At 54.4% G+C, this 16,613-nt stretch carries 17 protein-coding genes; 12 read left to right on the top strand and 5 right to left on the bottom strand.

Annotated elements, in window-relative coordinates; translation table 11 throughout:
* Window positions 1-57: 57 nt before the first annotated feature.
* The 6 genes from ACKWMY_RS02660 to ruvX all read left to right on the top strand — a co-directional run bounded on the left by ACKWMY_RS02660 (window position 58) and on the right by ruvX (window position 4,206).
* Window positions 58-558: a SprT family zinc-dependent metalloprotease gene (locus ACKWMY_RS02660; protein WP_021806282.1), complete on the top strand. Its 501-nt coding sequence runs from the start codon at window positions 58-60 to the stop codon at window positions 556-558.
* Between the two features lie 114 nt (window positions 559-672).
* The gene (endA, locus tag ACKWMY_RS02655; protein ID WP_024528353.1) at window positions 673-1,371 is read left to right on the top strand and encodes a deoxyribonuclease I; all 699 of its coding nucleotides are present in this window, start codon (window positions 673-675) and stop codon (window positions 1,369-1,371) included.
* 68 nt (window positions 1,372-1,439) lie between these two features.
* The gene (gene rsmE, locus ACKWMY_RS02650) at window positions 1,440-2,171 is read left to right on the top strand and encodes a 16S rRNA (uracil(1498)-N(3))-methyltransferase (protein ID WP_024528354.1); all 732 of its coding nucleotides are present in this window, start codon (window positions 1,440-1,442) and stop codon (window positions 2,169-2,171) included.
* 33 nt (window positions 2,172-2,204) lie between these two features.
* Window positions 2,205-3,155 (top strand): glutathione synthase, encoded by a 951-nt coding sequence (gene gshB / locus ACKWMY_RS02645; RefSeq protein ID WP_024528355.1) that lies wholly within the window; start codon window positions 2,205-2,207, stop codon window positions 3,153-3,155.
* Between the two features lie 65 nt (window positions 3,156-3,220).
* Complete coding sequence (locus ACKWMY_RS02640; protein WP_024484035.1) at window positions 3,221-3,784, top strand: YqgE/AlgH family protein; 564 nt, start codon at window positions 3,221-3,223, stop codon at window positions 3,782-3,784.
* The gene (ruvX, locus tag ACKWMY_RS02635) at window positions 3,784-4,206 is read left to right on the top strand and encodes a Holliday junction resolvase RuvX (RefSeq protein ID WP_021179674.1); all 423 of its coding nucleotides are present in this window, start codon (window positions 3,784-3,786) and stop codon (window positions 4,204-4,206) included. Before ACKWMY_RS02640 ends, ruvX begins: the two co-directional genes overlap by 1 nt.
* Here ruvX and ACKWMY_RS02630 read toward each other — a convergent pair.
* From ACKWMY_RS02630 to ACKWMY_RS02610, 5 genes are all read right to left on the bottom strand, one after another.
* A complete protein-coding gene (locus tag ACKWMY_RS02630; RefSeq protein ID WP_409485844.1) occupies window positions 4,169-6,337 on the bottom strand; it encodes a fimbria/pilus outer membrane usher protein in 2,169 nt (722 codons plus the stop codon). The two genes, ruvX and ACKWMY_RS02630, sit on opposite strands and share 38 nt — an antisense overlap.
* A gap of 83 nt (window positions 6,338-6,420) precedes the next feature.
* Complete coding sequence (locus tag ACKWMY_RS02625) at window positions 6,421-6,861, bottom strand: DUF1090 domain-containing protein (RefSeq protein ID WP_409485843.1); 441 nt, start codon at window positions 6,859-6,861, stop codon at window positions 6,421-6,423.
* Window positions 6,862-6,985: 124 nt separating this feature from the next.
* A complete protein-coding gene (locus tag ACKWMY_RS02620; protein WP_409485842.1) occupies window positions 6,986-10,420 on the bottom strand; it encodes an ATP-binding protein in 3,435 nt (1,144 codons plus the stop codon).
* A gap of 73 nt (window positions 10,421-10,493) precedes the next feature.
* Entirely contained in the window at window positions 10,494-11,126 is a 633-nt protein-coding gene (locus ACKWMY_RS02615) for a response regulator (protein WP_409485841.1), read from the bottom strand.
* Between the two features lie 172 nt (window positions 11,127-11,298).
* A complete protein-coding gene (locus ACKWMY_RS02610; protein WP_024528360.1) occupies window positions 11,299-12,291 on the bottom strand; it encodes a type IV pilus twitching motility protein PilT in 993 nt (330 codons plus the stop codon).
* A 20-nt stretch (window positions 12,292-12,311) separates the two neighbouring features.
* Here ACKWMY_RS02610 and ACKWMY_RS02605 point away from each other — a divergent pair, with 20 nt between their 5' ends.
* The 6 genes from ACKWMY_RS02605 (at window position 12,312) to hemW (ending at window position 16,536) form a co-directional block, all read left to right on the top strand.
* Window positions 12,312-13,025, top strand: coding sequence for a YggS family pyridoxal phosphate-dependent enzyme (locus ACKWMY_RS02605; RefSeq protein ID WP_024528361.1), 714 nt, complete (start codon window positions 12,312-12,314; stop codon window positions 13,023-13,025).
* A 10-nt stretch (window positions 13,026-13,035) separates the two neighbouring features.
* Entirely contained in the window at window positions 13,036-13,857 is an 822-nt protein-coding gene (proC, locus tag ACKWMY_RS02600) for a pyrroline-5-carboxylate reductase (protein ID WP_211135108.1), read from the top strand.
* A gap of 82 nt (window positions 13,858-13,939) precedes the next feature.
* The gene (locus tag ACKWMY_RS02595) at window positions 13,940-14,494 is read left to right on the top strand and encodes a YggT family protein (protein WP_021179666.1); all 555 of its coding nucleotides are present in this window, start codon (window positions 13,940-13,942) and stop codon (window positions 14,492-14,494) included.
* A complete protein-coding gene (gene yggU, locus ACKWMY_RS02590; protein WP_211135110.1) occupies window positions 14,491-14,781 on the top strand; it encodes a DUF167 family protein YggU in 291 nt (96 codons plus the stop codon). The genes ACKWMY_RS02595 and yggU overlap by 4 nt, the downstream gene beginning before the upstream one ends.
* A 17-nt stretch (window positions 14,782-14,798) precedes the next feature.
* Complete coding sequence (gene rdgB / locus ACKWMY_RS02585; protein WP_024528364.1) at window positions 14,799-15,395, top strand: RdgB/HAM1 family non-canonical purine NTP pyrophosphatase; 597 nt, start codon at window positions 14,799-14,801, stop codon at window positions 15,393-15,395.
* Window positions 15,385-16,536, top strand: coding sequence for a radical SAM family heme chaperone HemW (gene hemW, locus ACKWMY_RS02580; RefSeq protein ID WP_074029619.1), 1,152 nt, complete (start codon window positions 15,385-15,387; stop codon window positions 16,534-16,536). Before rdgB ends, hemW begins: the two co-directional genes overlap by 11 nt.
* Window positions 16,537-16,613: the final 77 nt, after the last annotated feature.

Below are 16,613 nucleotides of genomic sequence, written 5' to 3'. Positions count from 1 at the left end.
GATTTCCTTACTGCTCCCGTTGCCAGCCGCCGCATCATTGCTTAAGCTAGCGCCATTATGAACAGAGTAAGAATCCCCATTGCGCTGCAACAGGCGGTAATGCGCTGCCTGCGAGACAAATTGCAGCTGGCGCGGCAGCATTTTGCCGTCGAGTTCCCAGAGCCCAAGATCCTGTATCAGCAACGCGGTACCAGCGCGGGCACCGCCTGGCTGCAAGCCTGGGAAATCCGCCTCAACCCAGTGCTGCTGATGGAAAACCAACAGCCGTTTATCGACGAAGTGGTCCCCCATGAGTTGGCTCACCTGTTGGTGTTCCGCCAGTTTGGCCGCGTGCCGCCGCATGGCCGGGAATGGCGCTGGATGATGGAAAACGTATTGCAGGTTCCCGCCAGCCGTACCCACCAGTTTGAGACTCGCTCGGTACAGAGCAAAACCTTTCCCTACCGCTGCGATTGCCAGCAGCATCAGCTGACCCTGCGCCGCCATAATCGGGTGATGCGCGGCGAGAGCGAATACCGCTGCCGCCAGTGCGGTGAAAAGCTGACATTTTCCGGTTAATCAACGCCGTTAACAATAATATTTATAAGTTAAAACAATCCATTATCTCTATTTGCACCTGTCGGTGACTTCCGTTACCCTGCCTGCCTTTCCAATTTTGAGCTGTTTTGGAATATGCATCGCAAAATTTTATTTTTAGTCGTATTGACGGCCTCCAGCGGCACGCTAGCCAAGGGGATTAATAACTTTACCCAGGCCAAGGCTGCTGCCGCCAAAATCAACCAGGACGCCCCAGGCAGCTTTTATTGTGGCTGCAAGATCGACTGGCAAGGTAAGAAAGGCATTCCCGATCTCGCTAGCTGCGGCTATCAGGTCCGTAAAAATGCCCAACGCGCCGGGCGCATCGAGTGGGAACATGTGGTTCCGGCCTGGCAGTTCGGCCATCAGTTGCAGTGCTGGCAACAGGGTGGGCGTAAAAACTGCAACAAGGATCCGGTTTATCGCCAGATAGAGATCGATCTGCACAACCTGCAACCCGCCATCGGTGAAGTAAACGGTGACCGTAATAACTTTATGTACAGCCAGTGGCGGGGTGGCGAAGGGCAATACGGACAGTGCCAAATGAAGGTGGACTTCAAGAACAAGCAGGCCGAGCCACCGGCCCGTGCGCGAGGTGCCATCGCCCGCACCTACTTCTACATGCGCGATCGCTACCAGTTGCCGCTTTCACGCCAGCAAACCCAGCTGTTTGAAGCCTGGAACCGCCTATATCCGGTCAGCGCCTGGGAATGTCAACGTGAAGCACGCATCGCCATAGTACAAGGGAATCACAACCCTTATATTCAACAGGCTTGTCAGCAGCAAAAAGGCTGACCTACTATAGTGCTTTCGCGCTGCCCATCGGCAGCGCCGTTTCATTGAGCCAGGATCTGACAATCATTATGCGTAAACCCCGCATTTACCATCCAGAGCCCTTGAGCGCCAGTGCAGAAATTGCATTGAGCGAGGATGCCGCCAATCATGTCGGCCGCGTGCTGCGGATGAGCGCCGGGCAGGCACTGCAACTGTTCGATGGCAGCAACCAGGTGTTTGAGGCAGAAATCACCCGGGTGGATAAAAAGAACGTGCTGGTTCAGATCAACGCCGGGCAACTGGAAGATCGCGAATCCCCCCTCAACTTACATCTTGGCCAGGTGATCTCCCGTGGCGAAAAGATGGAATTCACCATCCAGAAATCCATTGAGTTGGGGGTGAACGTGATCACTCCGCTATTTTCCGAGCGCTGCGGCGTTAAACTCGACGGTGAGCGCCTGGAGAAAAAGCTCCAGCAGTGGCAAAAAATCGCCATCGCGGCCTGCGAGCAATGCGGCCGCAACCGCATTCCGGAAATCCGCCCAGCGATGACTCTGGAACACTGGTGCGCCGAGCAGGACGATAGCCTCAAGCTGAACCTGCATCCACGCGCCAGCCAAAGCATCAATACCTTGCCGTTGCCGGTAGTCAGCGTACGTCTGCTGATTGGGCCGGAGGGCGGATTATCCGCCGAAGAAATTGCCATGACCACAGACTATGGATTTACTGATATCCTGCTGGGGCCACGCGTTTTGCGTACAGAAACCACCGCGCTCACCGCAATTACCGCTTTGCAGGTTCGTTTCGGCGACCTGGGCTAAGGACCTGTCTTCACAGGTTCGTAAGGAGAAGAGATGATCAAGCTCGGCATCGTGATGGACCCTATCGCATCCATCAATATCAAAAAAGACACCAGCTTTGCCATGCTGCTCGAAGCGCAGCGCCGCGGCTGGGAACTGCATTATATGGAGATGAACGATCTCTATCTGCATGCCGGTGATGGCCGTGCCCGCACGCGTCTGCTGAACGTGAAAGAAGACAAAGCGAGCTGGTTCAGCTTTGGCAGTGAGCAGGATCTGGCGTTGCAGGATCTGGATGTGATCCTGATGCGCAAAGATCCGCCGTTCGACACTGAATACATCTATGCGACCTACATCCTGGAACGGGCCGAAGTGAAAGGTACGCTGGTAGTCAACAAGCCACAGAGCCTGCGTGACTGTAACGAAAAGCTGTTCACCGCCTGGTTCCCGGAGCTGACGCCAGACACCCTGGTCAGCCGCAGCGCTGCCCATATCCGCAAATTCCACCAGCAGCACGGCGACATCATCCTCAAGCCGCTGGATGGCATGGGCGGGGCCTCTATCTTCCGCGTGAAGCAGGACGACCCCAACCTGTCGGTGATTATCGAAACCCTGACCGAGCACGGTAGCCGCTTCTGCATGGCGCAAAACTTCCTGCCAGCCATCAAGGATGGGGACAAACGCATTCTGGTGGTGGATGGCGAACCGGTGCCTTACTGCCTGGCGCGTATCCCTGCCCAGGGCGAAACCCGTGGTAACCTGGCCGCCGGTGGCCGTGGTGAAGCGCGCCCGCTGAGCGAAAGCGACTGGAAAATTGCCCGCGCGGTTGCCCCAACGCTAAAAGAGAAAGGGCTGATCTTTGTTGGCCTGGACGTGATCGGCGATCGCCTTACCGAGATCAACGTCACCAGCCCAACCTGCGCCCGTGAGATCGAAGCCGCATTCCCGGTTTCCGTCACCGGCATGCTGATGGACGCCATTGAAAAACGTCTGGCCGCGAAGTAGGCAGACGACGCGCCCTCTCTCATTAGGAGAGGGCATGTATTTTACTTCCCAATTGAATTAACGCCATGAATTTACAGCACCATTTCCTGATTGCCATGCCCGCGATGCAAGATCCGCGCTTCAAACGTTCGGTGATATACGTTTGCGAACATAATGACGACGGAGCCATGGGATTAGTGATCAACAAGCCCGTGGAACATTTCACCGTGGAGACGGTGCTGGATAAACTCGACATCAAGCCTTCACCGCGCGATCCGGCGATCAGCCTGGATAAGCCTGTGTTCGCTGGCGGCCCACTGGCTGACGATCGCGGCTTTATTCTGCACACCCCACGCAAAGGCTTTGGCTCCAGCATTCAGATCTCACCGGCCACCATGATCACCACCTCAAAAGACGTGCTGGAAACGCTTGGCACGCCAGATCAACCCGCCGATGTGCTGGTGGCGCTTGGCTATGCTGGCTGGGAAAAGGGCCAGTTGGAACAAGAGCTACTGGAGAATGCCTGGCTGACGACCGAGGCTGACACCGACATTCTGTTCCACACGCCAATCGCCAACCGCTGGCGTGAAGCAGCCAACCGCCTTGGCATCGATATTCGCAGCATTGCCAGCCACGCAGGACACGCCTGATGACTAACCGCACCATTATCGCCTTCGACTTCGGCACCAAAAGCATCGGCGCGGCTATCGGCCAGGAAATTACCGGCACCGCTCGGGCGCTGGCGGCCTTTAAAGCTCAGGACGGTGTTCCTGACTGGCAGAAGATCGAACGCCTGCTGAAAGAATGGCAGCCAGACCTGGTGGTGGTTGGCTTACCGTTGAATATGGATGGCACCGAGCAGCCACTGACCGAACGAGCGCGTAAATTTGCCAACCGGCTGCATGGCCGCTTTGGCGTGCAGATTGCCCTGCATGATGAGCGCCTGAGCACCGTTGAGGCACGGGCCAATCTGTTTGACCATGGGGGATTCCGCGCATTGGATAAAGGCAGCGTCGATTCTGCCTCCGCCGTGGTTATTCTCGAAAGCTGGTTTGAGCAACATCCGGGCTGATTTTCCGTGCCGGGGCGAAGCGGCTGAACATGATCGCGCCAGCCGTCGGCACAACATCCTGCTCAGATTCAGGCAACTCAAGCGTATCCGGTAGCTCAAAGCTGTCCAACGTGAGGTTGTTTATGCGGTACGGTGTCAGATTGCTTATCAACGCATAGCCCCGCCAGTCGGTAGTTACACCATACTGATTATCGACGCCGATCCCCGGCGTACCCGGCACGCTGACGATAGCTATAGTCTCTCCTAACGTCTGCCCCAGCGTGATCCCTTCCTGATGCGCCATCAGGCTACCGGAGAGTTCCATATTCTGCTGGCGATACCCTTTGCCTTGAGAATAACCGGCCCGCACCTCGCCAGCGTTATATTGATAATTGCCGCTCACGTCCTTGCTGTTGCCGTATCGCTGGCTCTGACTGGTGCTGGCGTTGTAGCTCAGGCTATAGTCGGAAAGCAAGGTTCCGCTGACGCCTATCCGCCGGCTGTCGGTCCGATCGTTAGCCAGCGTATGATCGTAGTTCAGCTTCATACGTGGCACACCCAATGCACTCAACGGCAGCGAGACAGATAGCCCCAACTGGGCCTGTTCTTTGCCATACGAGGGGCGGTTATATTCCGCATACAGCGCAACGTCTACCTTACCCAGGCTGGAGCTGAAACCCATCTCGACGCTGGTCTCGCCTCTTTGATTACCCCGAGTGGCCTCTCGAACCAACGTCAGGTAGAGGCTGTCTGAATCGGACAGATACTGGTTATAACGCGCCTCCAGGCGATACTTTTTTTCCTCGTCAAAGTCACCGACAAAAATGCCGTCTTCCCAGTCCCACCAATAGGTGCTCTGCTGATCTATCGCCGTGCCAAACGTACGATAGCGCTGCCGCGGATAGTATTGTGCCATCAGGCTGAGGGAAGACTCCCAGGCAGGGAAAGCCTTGGCGTAACGCATACGCGCCATGCCGCCAGTGTCCGGCGCTGAACGCCTCGGCTGACGGGCAGATGAAAACGTGTAATCCGCCGAGATCGCCCCCCAGTGGTTAAGACTCTTACCAATCCCGACCGCCGCGCTGCGATAAATATCGGCCCCTTGGAAACCACCATATAGCGTAACCTTTCCCGATAACCCGTAGCTAAGTGACGCCTGCGCAAAGCTCGGCTGATCCTCTTCCATGCCGTAGTAGGGTTGGTATTTACCCACCGTGGCGTCGTAGCGCCACTGGCCGACGTAAACCAGGTTAGGCATGGAGGAGTAAGGAATTTTTCGTTCAGTTTCGGTGCTATCACTTTCCCGTATTGTGACGGTAAGATCCCCCTCAATCGCGGGCGGATAGACATCTTTCAACACAAAAGCACCAGGGGAAACAAACGTTTGGTAGATCACTTCACCGTTCTGGCGCACTCTCACTTCCGCATTGCTGCGGGCGAAACCTCGGACCCAGGGCGAAAATTGCCGCAGGCCATCCGGTAGCATCCGGCTATCTGACACCAGGCTCATGCCACGGAAGCGGACGTTGTCGAATAACGCTGACGGCGTTACGCTGTCGCCTACGGTCAGTGTGGCGCGCCAGGCTTTGATATCACGATAGGCCAATGCCTTTTCAGTATGCCAGGTCGGCTCCCCCCAGGTATCTTTCTGATAAACAGGTTGATAACGCAGTCGCCAAGGGCCGATATTGGCCCCAGCGGTAACATCGGCATACAGGCTGTCGTGACGTTGCGCAGTGCGGTAGTTTTCACCCGCATAATGGCCATAATTAAACTGGTAGTTAACAAATGCCGCATTGATACCATCATCCCAACGGCCGGCTAGCTTGCTGTCACCCAGTAAGCTAGCCGGGATATCTACCGTCAGCAATTGTGCTATCGGCTCAAAGAACACCCCAATTTTTCGGGCATTCAATACGTCAGGCAGAATACAGCCCTCCGGGGTCGTTTCCATCACCATCGCAGCATCACGTATCCCCCACTCACGTAGCAATGGGGCATTAATACACGGCTGCTCATCCTCCCCCAGATTAACGGCCACCTCGCCCTTAACGTTATCGTTAATAATAAGATAGACGTTATTTATTTCAGCCCTGGCACCGTTAACCAACAGGCCTAACGACATAATGGCAATATGAAAAGTGGGTTTCATTCGTTCCCTGAGTGCTAACCACAATATTTACCCAACACAAAAAGAGGCGCATCTGCGCCCCTTAATTACCAAATCATGGCTGCTTATTTCTGTGCCGCTGCCAGTTCAGCACGAGCCTGTTTCAGCTCTTGTTTGATTTCTTTTACGTCAGCCTGCTTTTCTTGCAGTTTTTTCTCGTACTTAGCCACTTTCTTGGCGTCGCCTTTAGCCTGAGCTTCGCGCAGGTCGGCTTTAATTTCCTGGACGTCTTGCTGCTTGTCAGCCAGTTTCTGTTCCAGCTTGGTGACTTTCTTCTGAGCGTCCTGCAGCACGCTGCCGTTGGTGCAATTGGCATTCACTTCGCTCAGAGCGCGCTTCAGACCCGCTACGCGGTTGTAGTTACCATACTTCTCAGCCTGCTGGATCTGATATTCGATCGCAGCACGTTTGGCATTACAGTCATAAGCCGCATTAGCCATGGTAGTGAAGCTAGCACCCAGAACCAGAACCAGTGGCAGAACCGCTAATTTAGTAATGTTTTTCATAATGTTATCCTTAAACGTCATTACACATGGGGAACACCACGCCCCCCTTCCTGTGCGGCAAAGAATAAGGTGAAGCGGATTACCTTAAAATCTACAAAAGCCTTAATCACTCTGTAGGAAGAGACTATTCTCCTGTAGTCCGTTGTAGCCTACTTAAGGTGCTGAGCAGCCGTTGCGCTTCCCCCTGCACCGCCGTTGCGGTTGCCTGAACGGGGTTATCATGCAATGACTGACAAGCTTGATTCAATTTTTCAGCATTCACCAACCGGGCCGCACCGGCCAATTTATGAGCCAACGCCCGTATGCTTATCAGGTCCATCGGTTGTTGCTTCATGTCCATGGCAAGTTGCGTGCAGTCTTCCTGTAAACAATCCAGCAACGTTTGGATGAACTCTTGCAATACCTTTGGCTGGCGCAATTCCGCTGGCAAGTCTTCCACGTCAAACGCAGGCTCCTCTTCAGTGTTCCCCGCATCAGTCAGTGGCAGCATAGACAATTTCGTTTTTAATATGCTCAGGTTAACCGGCTTGAACAGGCAGTCATCCATTCCCGCCTGCAGACATGCCTCCCGTGCACTTTCTTGCGCATTGGCCGTCAGCCCCCAGATCACCGTAGGAACGGACTGCTGTTCACGCTCGAGGTGCCTGATTTGGCGGCTCAGGCTGTAACCATCGCGTTCAGGCATCTGGCAGTCGGTGATAATCAGGTTGAAGCTCTCCTGCTCCAACAACTGCAGCGCCTGCTCCCCATCCCCCACCGCACTGGGCTGATGGCCTAGAAACTGCAACTGTTGGGTCAATAACATTCTGCCCGCAGGATGATCTTCAACGATCAGGACCCGCAGTTGGGATGGTGCCATCGGGGCTGGTTCCTCCAGAGGTGTTTGAGGGGGGAATTTCAGCAATCTCGGCACCGAAAGCAGCACGGTGACGTCGCTGCCAATCCCAACCTCACTGTTCAATGCGATGGTTCCCCCCATCATCTCCACCAGCTTGCGGCAAATATACAGCCCAAGCCCTGTCCCGCCAGCCTCTCCATTGCCCTGAGTAAAGGGTTGGAAAAGACGCTCTTGAGTGGCTGCATCAATCCCCTTGCCAGTATCAGAAACACGTAGCCGCAGATCCGCTCGTTCTTCGCTAATCTGATCGACCGCGACACTGAGCGTGACCTGCCCCTGCTCGGTAAACTTGATGGCATTACTGACCAGATTGGATAGCACCTGCTTGAAACGCATGGGATCAACTAACACATCGCCGGTGATCTCCGCGTCAATATCCAACCTGAACGCTAACCCTTTTTGGCGTGCCACACCGTCAAATAACATCGCCACGGCTTCAATCAGGCGACGGATATCTGCACGCTGTGGATGCAGGATCAGACGGTCCGCCTCAATGCGTGAGATATCAAGAATGTCACCAATCAAGGCCAGCAGAGAATGGGCGGACTCATGTGCAACGCTCAGCAGTTCTCGATCTAAAGCTTCCTCCCGCTGCGGGCGGTTCAGCAACAGTTCCAACATGCCGATAATGGCATTGAGCGGAGTGCGGATTTCATGGCTCATGGTGGCCAGGAAGGTGGTTTTAGCCCGGTTGGCACTGTCAGCACGCTCCTTCGCCTGCTGTAACTGAGCAATCAGGCGATCGCGTTCGGTCACATCGAACCACCCGCCAATTTTTCCTTCAGCACGCTGATCTTCAGTAATCAGCAATTGGCCCCACTGCTGTAAAATGCGCGACTGGCCCCCAAACTGCATAACAGATAAAACCGGTTCCTGCTCACCGCCCCGGCCAATATCCAACGCAACAGGTAACTGCAGTGAGTAGTTCTCCAGTGAGCTACCGATCACCGTCTCTGCTGGAACATTGATGGCATTAAAAAACGGCGTATTCGCCATCACTATCTGGTCTTTCAGATTGGTGATGTAAATCGGCAAGGGCACGCTATCGATGACCGCCTGGCAACGCTGCACCAGGCGGCGATTATTGCGCAACCGGCTGATAACCAAGACTATCACCAGCATTGCCAGCAACAGAACGATCAGTAACCACGCAGTGGAATAACAGTGGGCAAGCAATTTTCCATCACCCGGTGTCCCTTCAAGCAGATAGGTATTGTTATACCAATTGCTGGTCATCGCATGGATATCCTCTGGGGGGATATTCAGCAATGCCTTGTCGAGGATAGTTGCCAGGGGATACTCATTGCCAGAGACACCTATCACAAAACGCGCCGGTTCAATATCCAGAGCACTCAGAATACTTAACCCCGAGGAGGGCTCCCGAGCCAGGAAGTAATCGGCGCTAATCATCGGCAACACGAGTGCTTCTGCCTTTCCCGCTTTTAGCGCCTCAATACCGGCTTGGGGTGAAGGCACGGTAATGATCCGGCTATCGGGGTACTGTTCCCGCAAAAGAACCTGCAGAGGGTGCCCTGCCACCAGAGCAATCAACTGCGGCGGATCATGGCTAATCTGCTCCTGGATCCCCAGCAATACCCAAGAGTTGAATAAATAAGATCGAGTCGTCAGCAACCCGTTAGGCCAGATTGCATCTAACGTCACGCCAGCGACAATGTCCGCCCTGCCGGTTTTCACCGCATTCAGGGAGTCTTGCAGTGATTGCGCGCGGATAATGTCAAACTTGAGCCCTATACGGCTAGAGATAGCCTCCATCACATCGGCTGTCAGACCACGGAACTCCCCCTGAACGTCGAAGAAGCCCAGAGGGGCAAAATCGCCATTAACGGCCAAGCGCACCCTGGGATGTTCTTCCACCCACTTTCTTTCCAGTGAGGTTAGCAGCAGGTGTTCATCGCTTTGTGACATGGGGATCCCGCCATTCCAGCGGCTCTGGATCTCTGCATGGGTGCTTTCCGGAATGCTCGCTAAAACAGCGTTCAGTATTCGCTGTAAACGCACATTTCCGCTGGCCATGCCAAAGGAGAAACCTTTGATGTCCTGCTGTGGCAGCAATTGCAAACGCAGATTGTTCAGGTTGCCCTGATTGATTAAATAGCGAGCCACCGTGGCATCACCAATAAAAGCGTCCAGCTTCTTGAACGACAACGCCTCCAGCGCCCGACGCGGTATGTCAAAAACCTGATAATCCGCCGGAAAGCTTGCTACCAAGCTCTGATTACCACTGTATAGGCGTTCGATAGCAATCCGCTTGGGGGGATTCTGTTGCAGCAGACTGTCGGTGCGCACCACCAATGCCGGTGAGGCAGAGACATAAGGCGTAGAAAGCAGCATGTCGGGATCGGCTACGTTTTTTGCAGCGACATTGCCGATCAGATCGACTTCTCCCTTATCCAGACTACGCCGCAGGGCTGAGGCATCTTCGTAGTAACGCACCTTTATCTGTACGTTAAGGTTATAGCCGATGATCCCCAGGTAATCAGCATTGATACCCCCATAATCCCGGGTGCCACTGATGATATCAAAAGGAGAATAATTGGGGGCCGCAATGCCGAAAACCAGCACACGTTTACGGCGCAACCATTGCCAATCATCACTGGTTAGCTCGGGTTCGGATAATTGAACCTGGCTACGGCTAAGCAAATTAGTTTCACGAAATGCTGGAACTTCCTCAGCGGAAACACCAAAGCAAAAAAACAAAAGTATCAAAAGGAATTTATTCATCGTCAGGTCGTTCGCTCTGATGATGAAAAAAAGCCACTAAATCTTCCGTACTGCTAACTTTTAGTTTTTCCATCAGACGTGTCTTATAAGTGCTGATAGTTTTATTACTCAAAATCAGACGATCGGCTATTTCCTTATTGCTAAGACCCTCTGACAAATACCGTAACACGGTCAGTTCACGATCGGAAAGATTCGTAAGATTATTCTTGCTTTTTTGCGGTGCGTTTAGCAAAGGCATCAGAGTAATCTGTGGAAAACAGGCATAGCCTTGCAGCACCAACTGGCACAATGGAGCCAATTGGCTGACATCCTGATCCTTGTTGAAAAAGCCGCTAGCTCCGGCACGCAACGCTCTTTCTGCGTAGCTCCCCGTGGGCAGGCTGGTATAGACCACTACTTTAATAGCGCTGTCTACCTGGCGAATATGCTGTAGGATCTGCAGCCCATCCATTTTGTTCAGCATGATATCAAGGATTACCAGCTTAGGCGTATTTTCCCTTATTTGCGCCATGGCATCCAGACCGTTAGTTGCGGTAAAGATCGAGTCATTACCTAATGAAGATAAAATTGCTTTCACAGCGAAACAAATTGCAGGGTGATCGTCAACAATCAGCCAGGAACTCATAAGAATATCCTTATCCTAATACTAATCCTAAAAATAACAGCGCAAAGATAGCTGCTTAATAGTGCAACGGGGTTCGCACTTAAGTTACCAATATACTTCGCTCTCGCACACAACCTCTGTGCTATTGATTGCAATTAAAAATAAGGGGGAGAATAGTTAATTGATTGTGGCATTATAATATTCCCTGCGCAACACGCTGTTGCAGACCCTGTTCAAAAGTTTGCATGCCTGACTGCGCACCGGTTTGCAATACGCTGACCAACTGATGAGTTTTCCCTTCGCGGATCATGCTGCTCACCGCCGCCGTGGCCGTGAGGATCTCGTAAATGGCAACACGCCCTCCCCCGGGCTTGCTCAGCAGCTTTTGCGCGATCACCGCCTGCAGGCTACTGGCTAACTGAGCCCGAACATAGGCTTTCTCTTCCGCCGGGAAGACATCCACCAGCCGTTCCACCGCCTGTGGCGCGCTGCGGGTATGCAAGGTAGCCAAGACTAAATGGCCGGTTTCTGCCGCGGTCAACGCCAGCCGAACGGTGGTGGTATCACGCAGTTCCCCCAGCAGGATCACGTCTGGATCCTCACGCAGTGCGGCCCGCAACGCATCGTCAAAACTGTGGGTATCCCGCCCTAACTCGCGCTGCTGAATCAGGGAACGCTGGCTACGATGGATAAACTCGATCGGATCTTCCAGCGTGAGGATATGGCGGCGCTGATGCCGATTAATAAAGTCGATCATCGCCGCCAACGTGGTCGACTTGCCACTGCCGGTAGCGCCGGTGACGAGTATCAAGCCATCTTCGCGCTGCAGCAGCGCCGGAATAATTTCCGGGGTGGTCAGTTCGGCCAACGTGGGGCACTGGCTGGCGATCCTGCGTAACGCCACGGAGACCCCGGTATTCTGCAAAAAGAAATTGGCACGCAGCCGGGTGCCACCAGCAAGGGCTAACGCCAGATCGAGCTGCCCCACCTGCTGGAGTTGCTGCCACATCGTCTTCGACAACTGCGCTTGGCACCATGCCTCCATCTGCTGTTGGGTAAGGATTTCCCCACTTTCCACAGCCTGGAGTTCACCATCGATACGTAACATTGGCAGATGGCCGGTACAAAGGTGCAGATCGGAGGCATTATGCTTTACACTAAGAGCCACAAATTCATCGATATCCATATCAATCTCCCGGGTTAATCATGAGCACTATCCAACAGAATCTGCAGGATGTCAGGAGCCGTATTGCCGCGGCCGCTCAAGACTGCGCACGCATTCCAGAAGAAGTGACATTGCTTGCAGTCAGCAAAACCAAACCTGCGGAGGCGATCGCACAAGCCATCGCCGCAGGCCAGCACGCATTCGGCGAGAATTACGTGCAGGAAGGGGTAGACAAGATCCAGTATTTTGCCCAGCGGCCTGAAGGGGCTGGATTGGAATGGCACTTTATCGGCCCGTTGCAATCCAATAAAAGCAGGCTGGTGGCAGAGCACTTTGCCTGGTGCCACACCGTTGACCGCTTGCGTATTGCCCTGCGCCTGAGCGATCAGCGCCCCGCAGAAATGCCGCCGTTAAACGTGCTGATCCAGATAAATATCAGTGACGAGCAGAGTAAATCTGGCATTGTATTGAGTGAGCTGCCAGCGCTGGCCGAGGCGGTAGCCGCATTGCCTAACCTGTGCTTGCGTGGGTTAATGGCCATCCCAGCACCGGAACACGACTATCAGCGCCAACTGGCGACATTCGGCCAGATGAACGACGCTTTCCAGGAGCTCAAGCAGCGCTATCCGCAGGTGGATACGCTGTCGATGGGCATGACAGATGATATGCAGGCAGCGATCGCCGCTGGTAGCACGATGGTTCGTATCGGCACCGCAATTTTTGGTGCCCGTGACTACTCGCACACCACCGTATAACGAGGATTTGATGCAACATCGCAAAATTACCTTTATTGGTGCCGGTAATATGGCTCGCGCTATCATTGCGGGCCTGGTCGCCGGTGGCTATCCGGCAGCCGCCATCAGCGTTTGTGCGCCGTCAGCAAAAAACCGTGACGCCCTGGCCGCCGAATATGGCATCAACAGCAGCGCAGACAACATCACCTGTGCACAACAGGCCGACGTCGTGGTCCTGGCGGTGAAACCGCAAATGATGGCGCAGGTTTGCTTACCTTTACAGGAACAGGTCGATTTCTCCGGTAAACTGGTGCTGTCGATCGCTGCGGGTATTCTGGTGAGCCGTTTCTATCAAATGCTTGGTGAAGGCTTGAATATCGTGCGCATCATGCCCAATACCCCTTCATTAGTGGGTAAAGGGATGAGCGGGCTGTATGCTCCCGAGCAGGTTAGCCAACAGGATCGTGATTACACCCGCGATCTGATGAGTTCGGTGGGTAAAGTCTGCTGGGTCGATGACGAAAACGGCATTAATGGCGTGATCGCCGCGGCAGGCAGCGCACCGGCCTATTTCTTCCTGTTTATGGATGCCATGCAACAGGAGGCCGAGCGTATGGGGTTCAGCAGCCAGGCCGCGCGCGATCTGGTGCAGCAAGCCGCTATCGGGGCTGCGGCATTGGCCGCCGCTAATCCGGAGATTTCGCTAGCCACTCTGCGTGAGCAAGTGACCTCCAAAGGGGGCACTACCGCCGAGGCGTTGCGGGTATTCAACGAACAACGGTTGCCAGAGACCGTTGCCAAAGCCATGCAGGCCGCTGTTTCCCGTGCGCAGGAAATGGAAAAATCATTTTAACTATGCCCGATGAGTTTCAGGCCGCCAAGGTGGTCTGAAAACCAAGGGGATAACCCAGAAGTTAAGGAGAAGGGTAACTTACATGCTAACGCTGACTTTCCTGGTCAAAACCGTCGTTGATATTTACGTGATGGTGCTGCTGTTGCGCATCTGGATGCAACTGACGCGCACTGACTTTTATAACCCGTTTTCACAGTTTGTGGTGAAAATCACCCAGCCGATCGTCGGCCCACTGCGCCGCATCGTTCCTTCGATGGGGCCGGTAGATAGCGCCTCATTGCTGTTGGCATTCCTGCTGATGACCATCAAATATCCGCTACTGCTGCTGATCCAGAGCGGTACCCTGTCACTCAGCCTGTACAACTTGCTGTTTGGCCTGATTTCTCTGATCAAATCCGTCGGCTACCTGATCTTCTGGGTGATGATCATTCGCGCCTTGATGAGTTGGATCAGCCAGGGCCGCAGCCCGATTGACTATGTGATGTTCCAGCTTACCGAGCCGTTGATGGCCCCTATCCGCCGCGTGATCCCGGCGATGGGCGGCATTGATTTCTCCGCGATGGTAGTGATCCTGATCCTGTATCTGATCAACTACCTGGGAATGGATCTGTTTGGCGAGCTCTGGTTCCTGCTGTGAGTGCAGTCACTACGCACCTGGACGGGCTGGTGGTCAGGCTATATATTCAGCCCAAAGCCAGCCGCGATCAGATTATTGGCCTGCATGGCGACGAGATAAAAGTCGCCATCACCGCACCGCCGGTTGATGGCCAGGCCAATGCCCATCTCATCAAGTTTATCGCCAAGCAGTTCAAAGTGGCGAAAAGCAACGTGCTCATAGAGAAAGGCGAACTGGGGCGGCACAAGCAACTGCGCATCCTCAACCCGCAACAGATCCCGGACGTCATCACGGCGCTGATCGAATAATTTCAAGGTATCTATATATGCAAAAAATCGTTCTTGCCACCGGCAACCCCGGCAAAGTGCGTGAACTCGCCGAACTGCTGGCCGATTTCGGCTTTGACGTGGTAGCACAAACCGATCTTGGCGTAGACTCCGCCGAAGAAACCGGCCTAACGTTTATTGAAAACGCTATTCTCAAAGCCCGCCATGCTGCGCAAATCACCGGCCTGCCAGCGATTGCCGACGACTCTGGCCTGGCAGTCGATGCCTTGGGCGGCGCTCCGGGTATCTACTCTGCCCGCTACGCCGGTTTAGAGGCCAGCGACCAGCAGAATCTGGACAAGCTGCTGGTGACGCTGAAAGACGTGCCTGCAGGCAAGCGCGGTGCTCAATTCCATTGCGTGCTGGTGTATATGCGCCATGCAGAAGATCCCACCCCGCTGGTATTCCACGGTTGCTGGAACGGTGAGATCACTTTTGAAGCGGCCGGCGTTGGCGGCTTCGGTTACGATCCGATCTTCTACGTACCAGATTTGGGCTGCACAGCAGCAGAGCTGACGCGGGAAGAGAAAATTGCCATTTCCCACCGTGGCAAGGCGTTGAAGTTGATGTTGGAAGCGATGCGTAATGCCAGCTAACAGCGTACAACTGCCCCCGCTCAGCCTGTACATCCATATTCCCTGGTGCGTACAAAAGTGCCCATACTGTGATTTCAACTCGCATGCCTTGAAGGGCGAAGTCCCGCACCAGGAATATGTCGAACATCTGCTGGCGGATCTGGATGCCGATTTGCCGCTCGCCAGCGGTCGTGCAATCAGCACCATCTTTATCGGTGGTGGTACGCCGAGCCTGTTGAGTGCCGAAGCCATGCAAGCGCTGCTGGATGGCGTGCGGGCGCGCATTCACGTCGAGGATGACGCCGAGATCACCATGGAAGCCAACCCAGGCACCGTGGAGGCCGATCGCTTTAGCGGCTACCAGCGCGCCGGGGTGAACCGCATCTCGATTGGCGTACAAAGCTTTAGCGCCGAGAAGTTAACCCGTCTGGGGCGCATTCATGGCCCGGATGAGGCCAAACGCGCGGCGCATCTGGCAACCGGCCTGGGCCTACGCAGTTTCAATCTGGACCTGATGCATGGCCTGCCGGATCAGTCACTGGAAGAAGCGCTGGACGACCTGCGTCAGGCTATCGCTCTTAATCCGCCGCATCTGTCCTGGTATCAACTCACCATCGAGCCAAATACCCTGTTCAGCTCACGCCCGCCGGTATTGCCGGATGATGACGCACTGTGGAATATCTTTGAACAAGGCCATGAGCTGTTGAGTGCCGCCGGTTATCAGCAGTACGAAACCTCTGCCTACGCCAAACCGGGTTATCAGTGTCAGCACAACCTCAACTACTGGCGCTTTGGCGACTATCTGGGGATTGGTTGTGGCGCACACGGCAAGCTGACCTTTGCCGATGGCCGCATTCTGCGCACCGCCAAAACCAAGCATCCGCGCGGATTTATGCGGGGTGACTATCGGGACAAGCTGCATGAAGTCGAGGCGCACGATCGGCCATTCGAGTTCTTTATGAACCGCTTCCGCCTGCTGGAAGCGGCGCCACGCGCCGAGTTCGCCCAATATACCGGGCTGGATGAGAGCGTGATCCGCGCACCATTGGACGAAGCGCTAGCTAAAGGCTATCTGCAAGAGACGCCAGAGTATTGGCAGATCACCGAGCATGGCAAACTGTTCCTTAATTCGCTGTTGGAACTTTTCTTGCCGGAAGAATAGCTTAGGTAGAATTGCAGGCTCAACTGTCACACGCTTATCTGGCAGGGGTAATAGGTTCCGTCGAGTTAAGAGTGCAA

It is taken from the genome of Serratia sp. J2 (assembly GCF_046269175.1).
Taxonomy (GTDB): Bacteria; Pseudomonadota; Gammaproteobacteria; order Enterobacterales; family Enterobacteriaceae; genus Chania; species Chania fonticola_C.
The sequence above is the reverse complement of the archived record's forward strand: the minus strand, read 5'-3'. Positions and strand labels throughout refer to the sequence as shown.

Bases quoted from the DNA above. Each gene is read 5' to 3' on its own strand.
- ACKWMY_RS02630 (WP_409485844.1), bottom strand. From the start codon at position 6,337: ATGAAACCCACTTTTCATATTGCCATTATGTCGTTAGGCCTGTTGGTT.
- ACKWMY_RS02615 (WP_409485841.1), bottom strand. From the start codon at position 11,126: ATGAGTTCCTGGCTGATTGTTGACGATCACCCTGCAATTTGTTTCGCT.
- ruvX (WP_021179674.1), top strand. From the start codon at position 3,784: ATGACTAACCGCACCATTATCGCCTTCGACTTCGGCACCAAAAGCATC.
- proC (WP_211135108.1), top strand. From the start codon at position 13,036: ATGCAACATCGCAAAATTACCTTTATTGGTGCCGGTAATATGGCTCGC.
- endA (WP_024528353.1), top strand. From the start codon at position 673: ATGCATCGCAAAATTTTATTTTTAGTCGTATTGACGGCCTCCAGCGGC.
- rsmE (WP_024528354.1), top strand. From the start codon at position 1,440: ATGCGTAAACCCCGCATTTACCATCCAGAGCCCTTGAGCGCCAGTGCA.
- ACKWMY_RS02660 (WP_021806282.1), top strand. From the start codon at position 58: ATGAACAGAGTAAGAATCCCCATTGCGCTGCAACAGGCGGTAATGCGC.
- rdgB (WP_024528364.1), top strand. From the start codon at position 14,799: ATGCAAAAAATCGTTCTTGCCACCGGCAACCCCGGCAAAGTGCGTGAA.
- ACKWMY_RS02640 (WP_024484035.1), top strand. From the start codon at position 3,221: ATGAATTTACAGCACCATTTCCTGATTGCCATGCCCGCGATGCAAGAT.
- ACKWMY_RS02610 (WP_024528360.1), bottom strand. From the start codon at position 12,291: ATGGATATCGATGAATTTGTGGCTCTTAGTGTAAAGCATAATGCCTCC.
- gshB (WP_024528355.1), top strand. From the start codon at position 2,205: ATGATCAAGCTCGGCATCGTGATGGACCCTATCGCATCCATCAATATC.
- hemW (WP_074029619.1), top strand. From the start codon at position 15,385: ATGCCAGCTAACAGCGTACAACTGCCCCCGCTCAGCCTGTACATCCAT.
- ACKWMY_RS02595 (WP_021179666.1), top strand. From the start codon at position 13,940: ATGCTAACGCTGACTTTCCTGGTCAAAACCGTCGTTGATATTTACGTG.
- ACKWMY_RS02625 (WP_409485843.1), bottom strand. From the start codon at position 6,861: ATGAAAAACATTACTAAATTAGCGGTTCTGCCACTGGTTCTGGTTCTG.
- ACKWMY_RS02605 (WP_024528361.1), top strand. From the start codon at position 12,312: ATGAGCACTATCCAACAGAATCTGCAGGATGTCAGGAGCCGTATTGCC.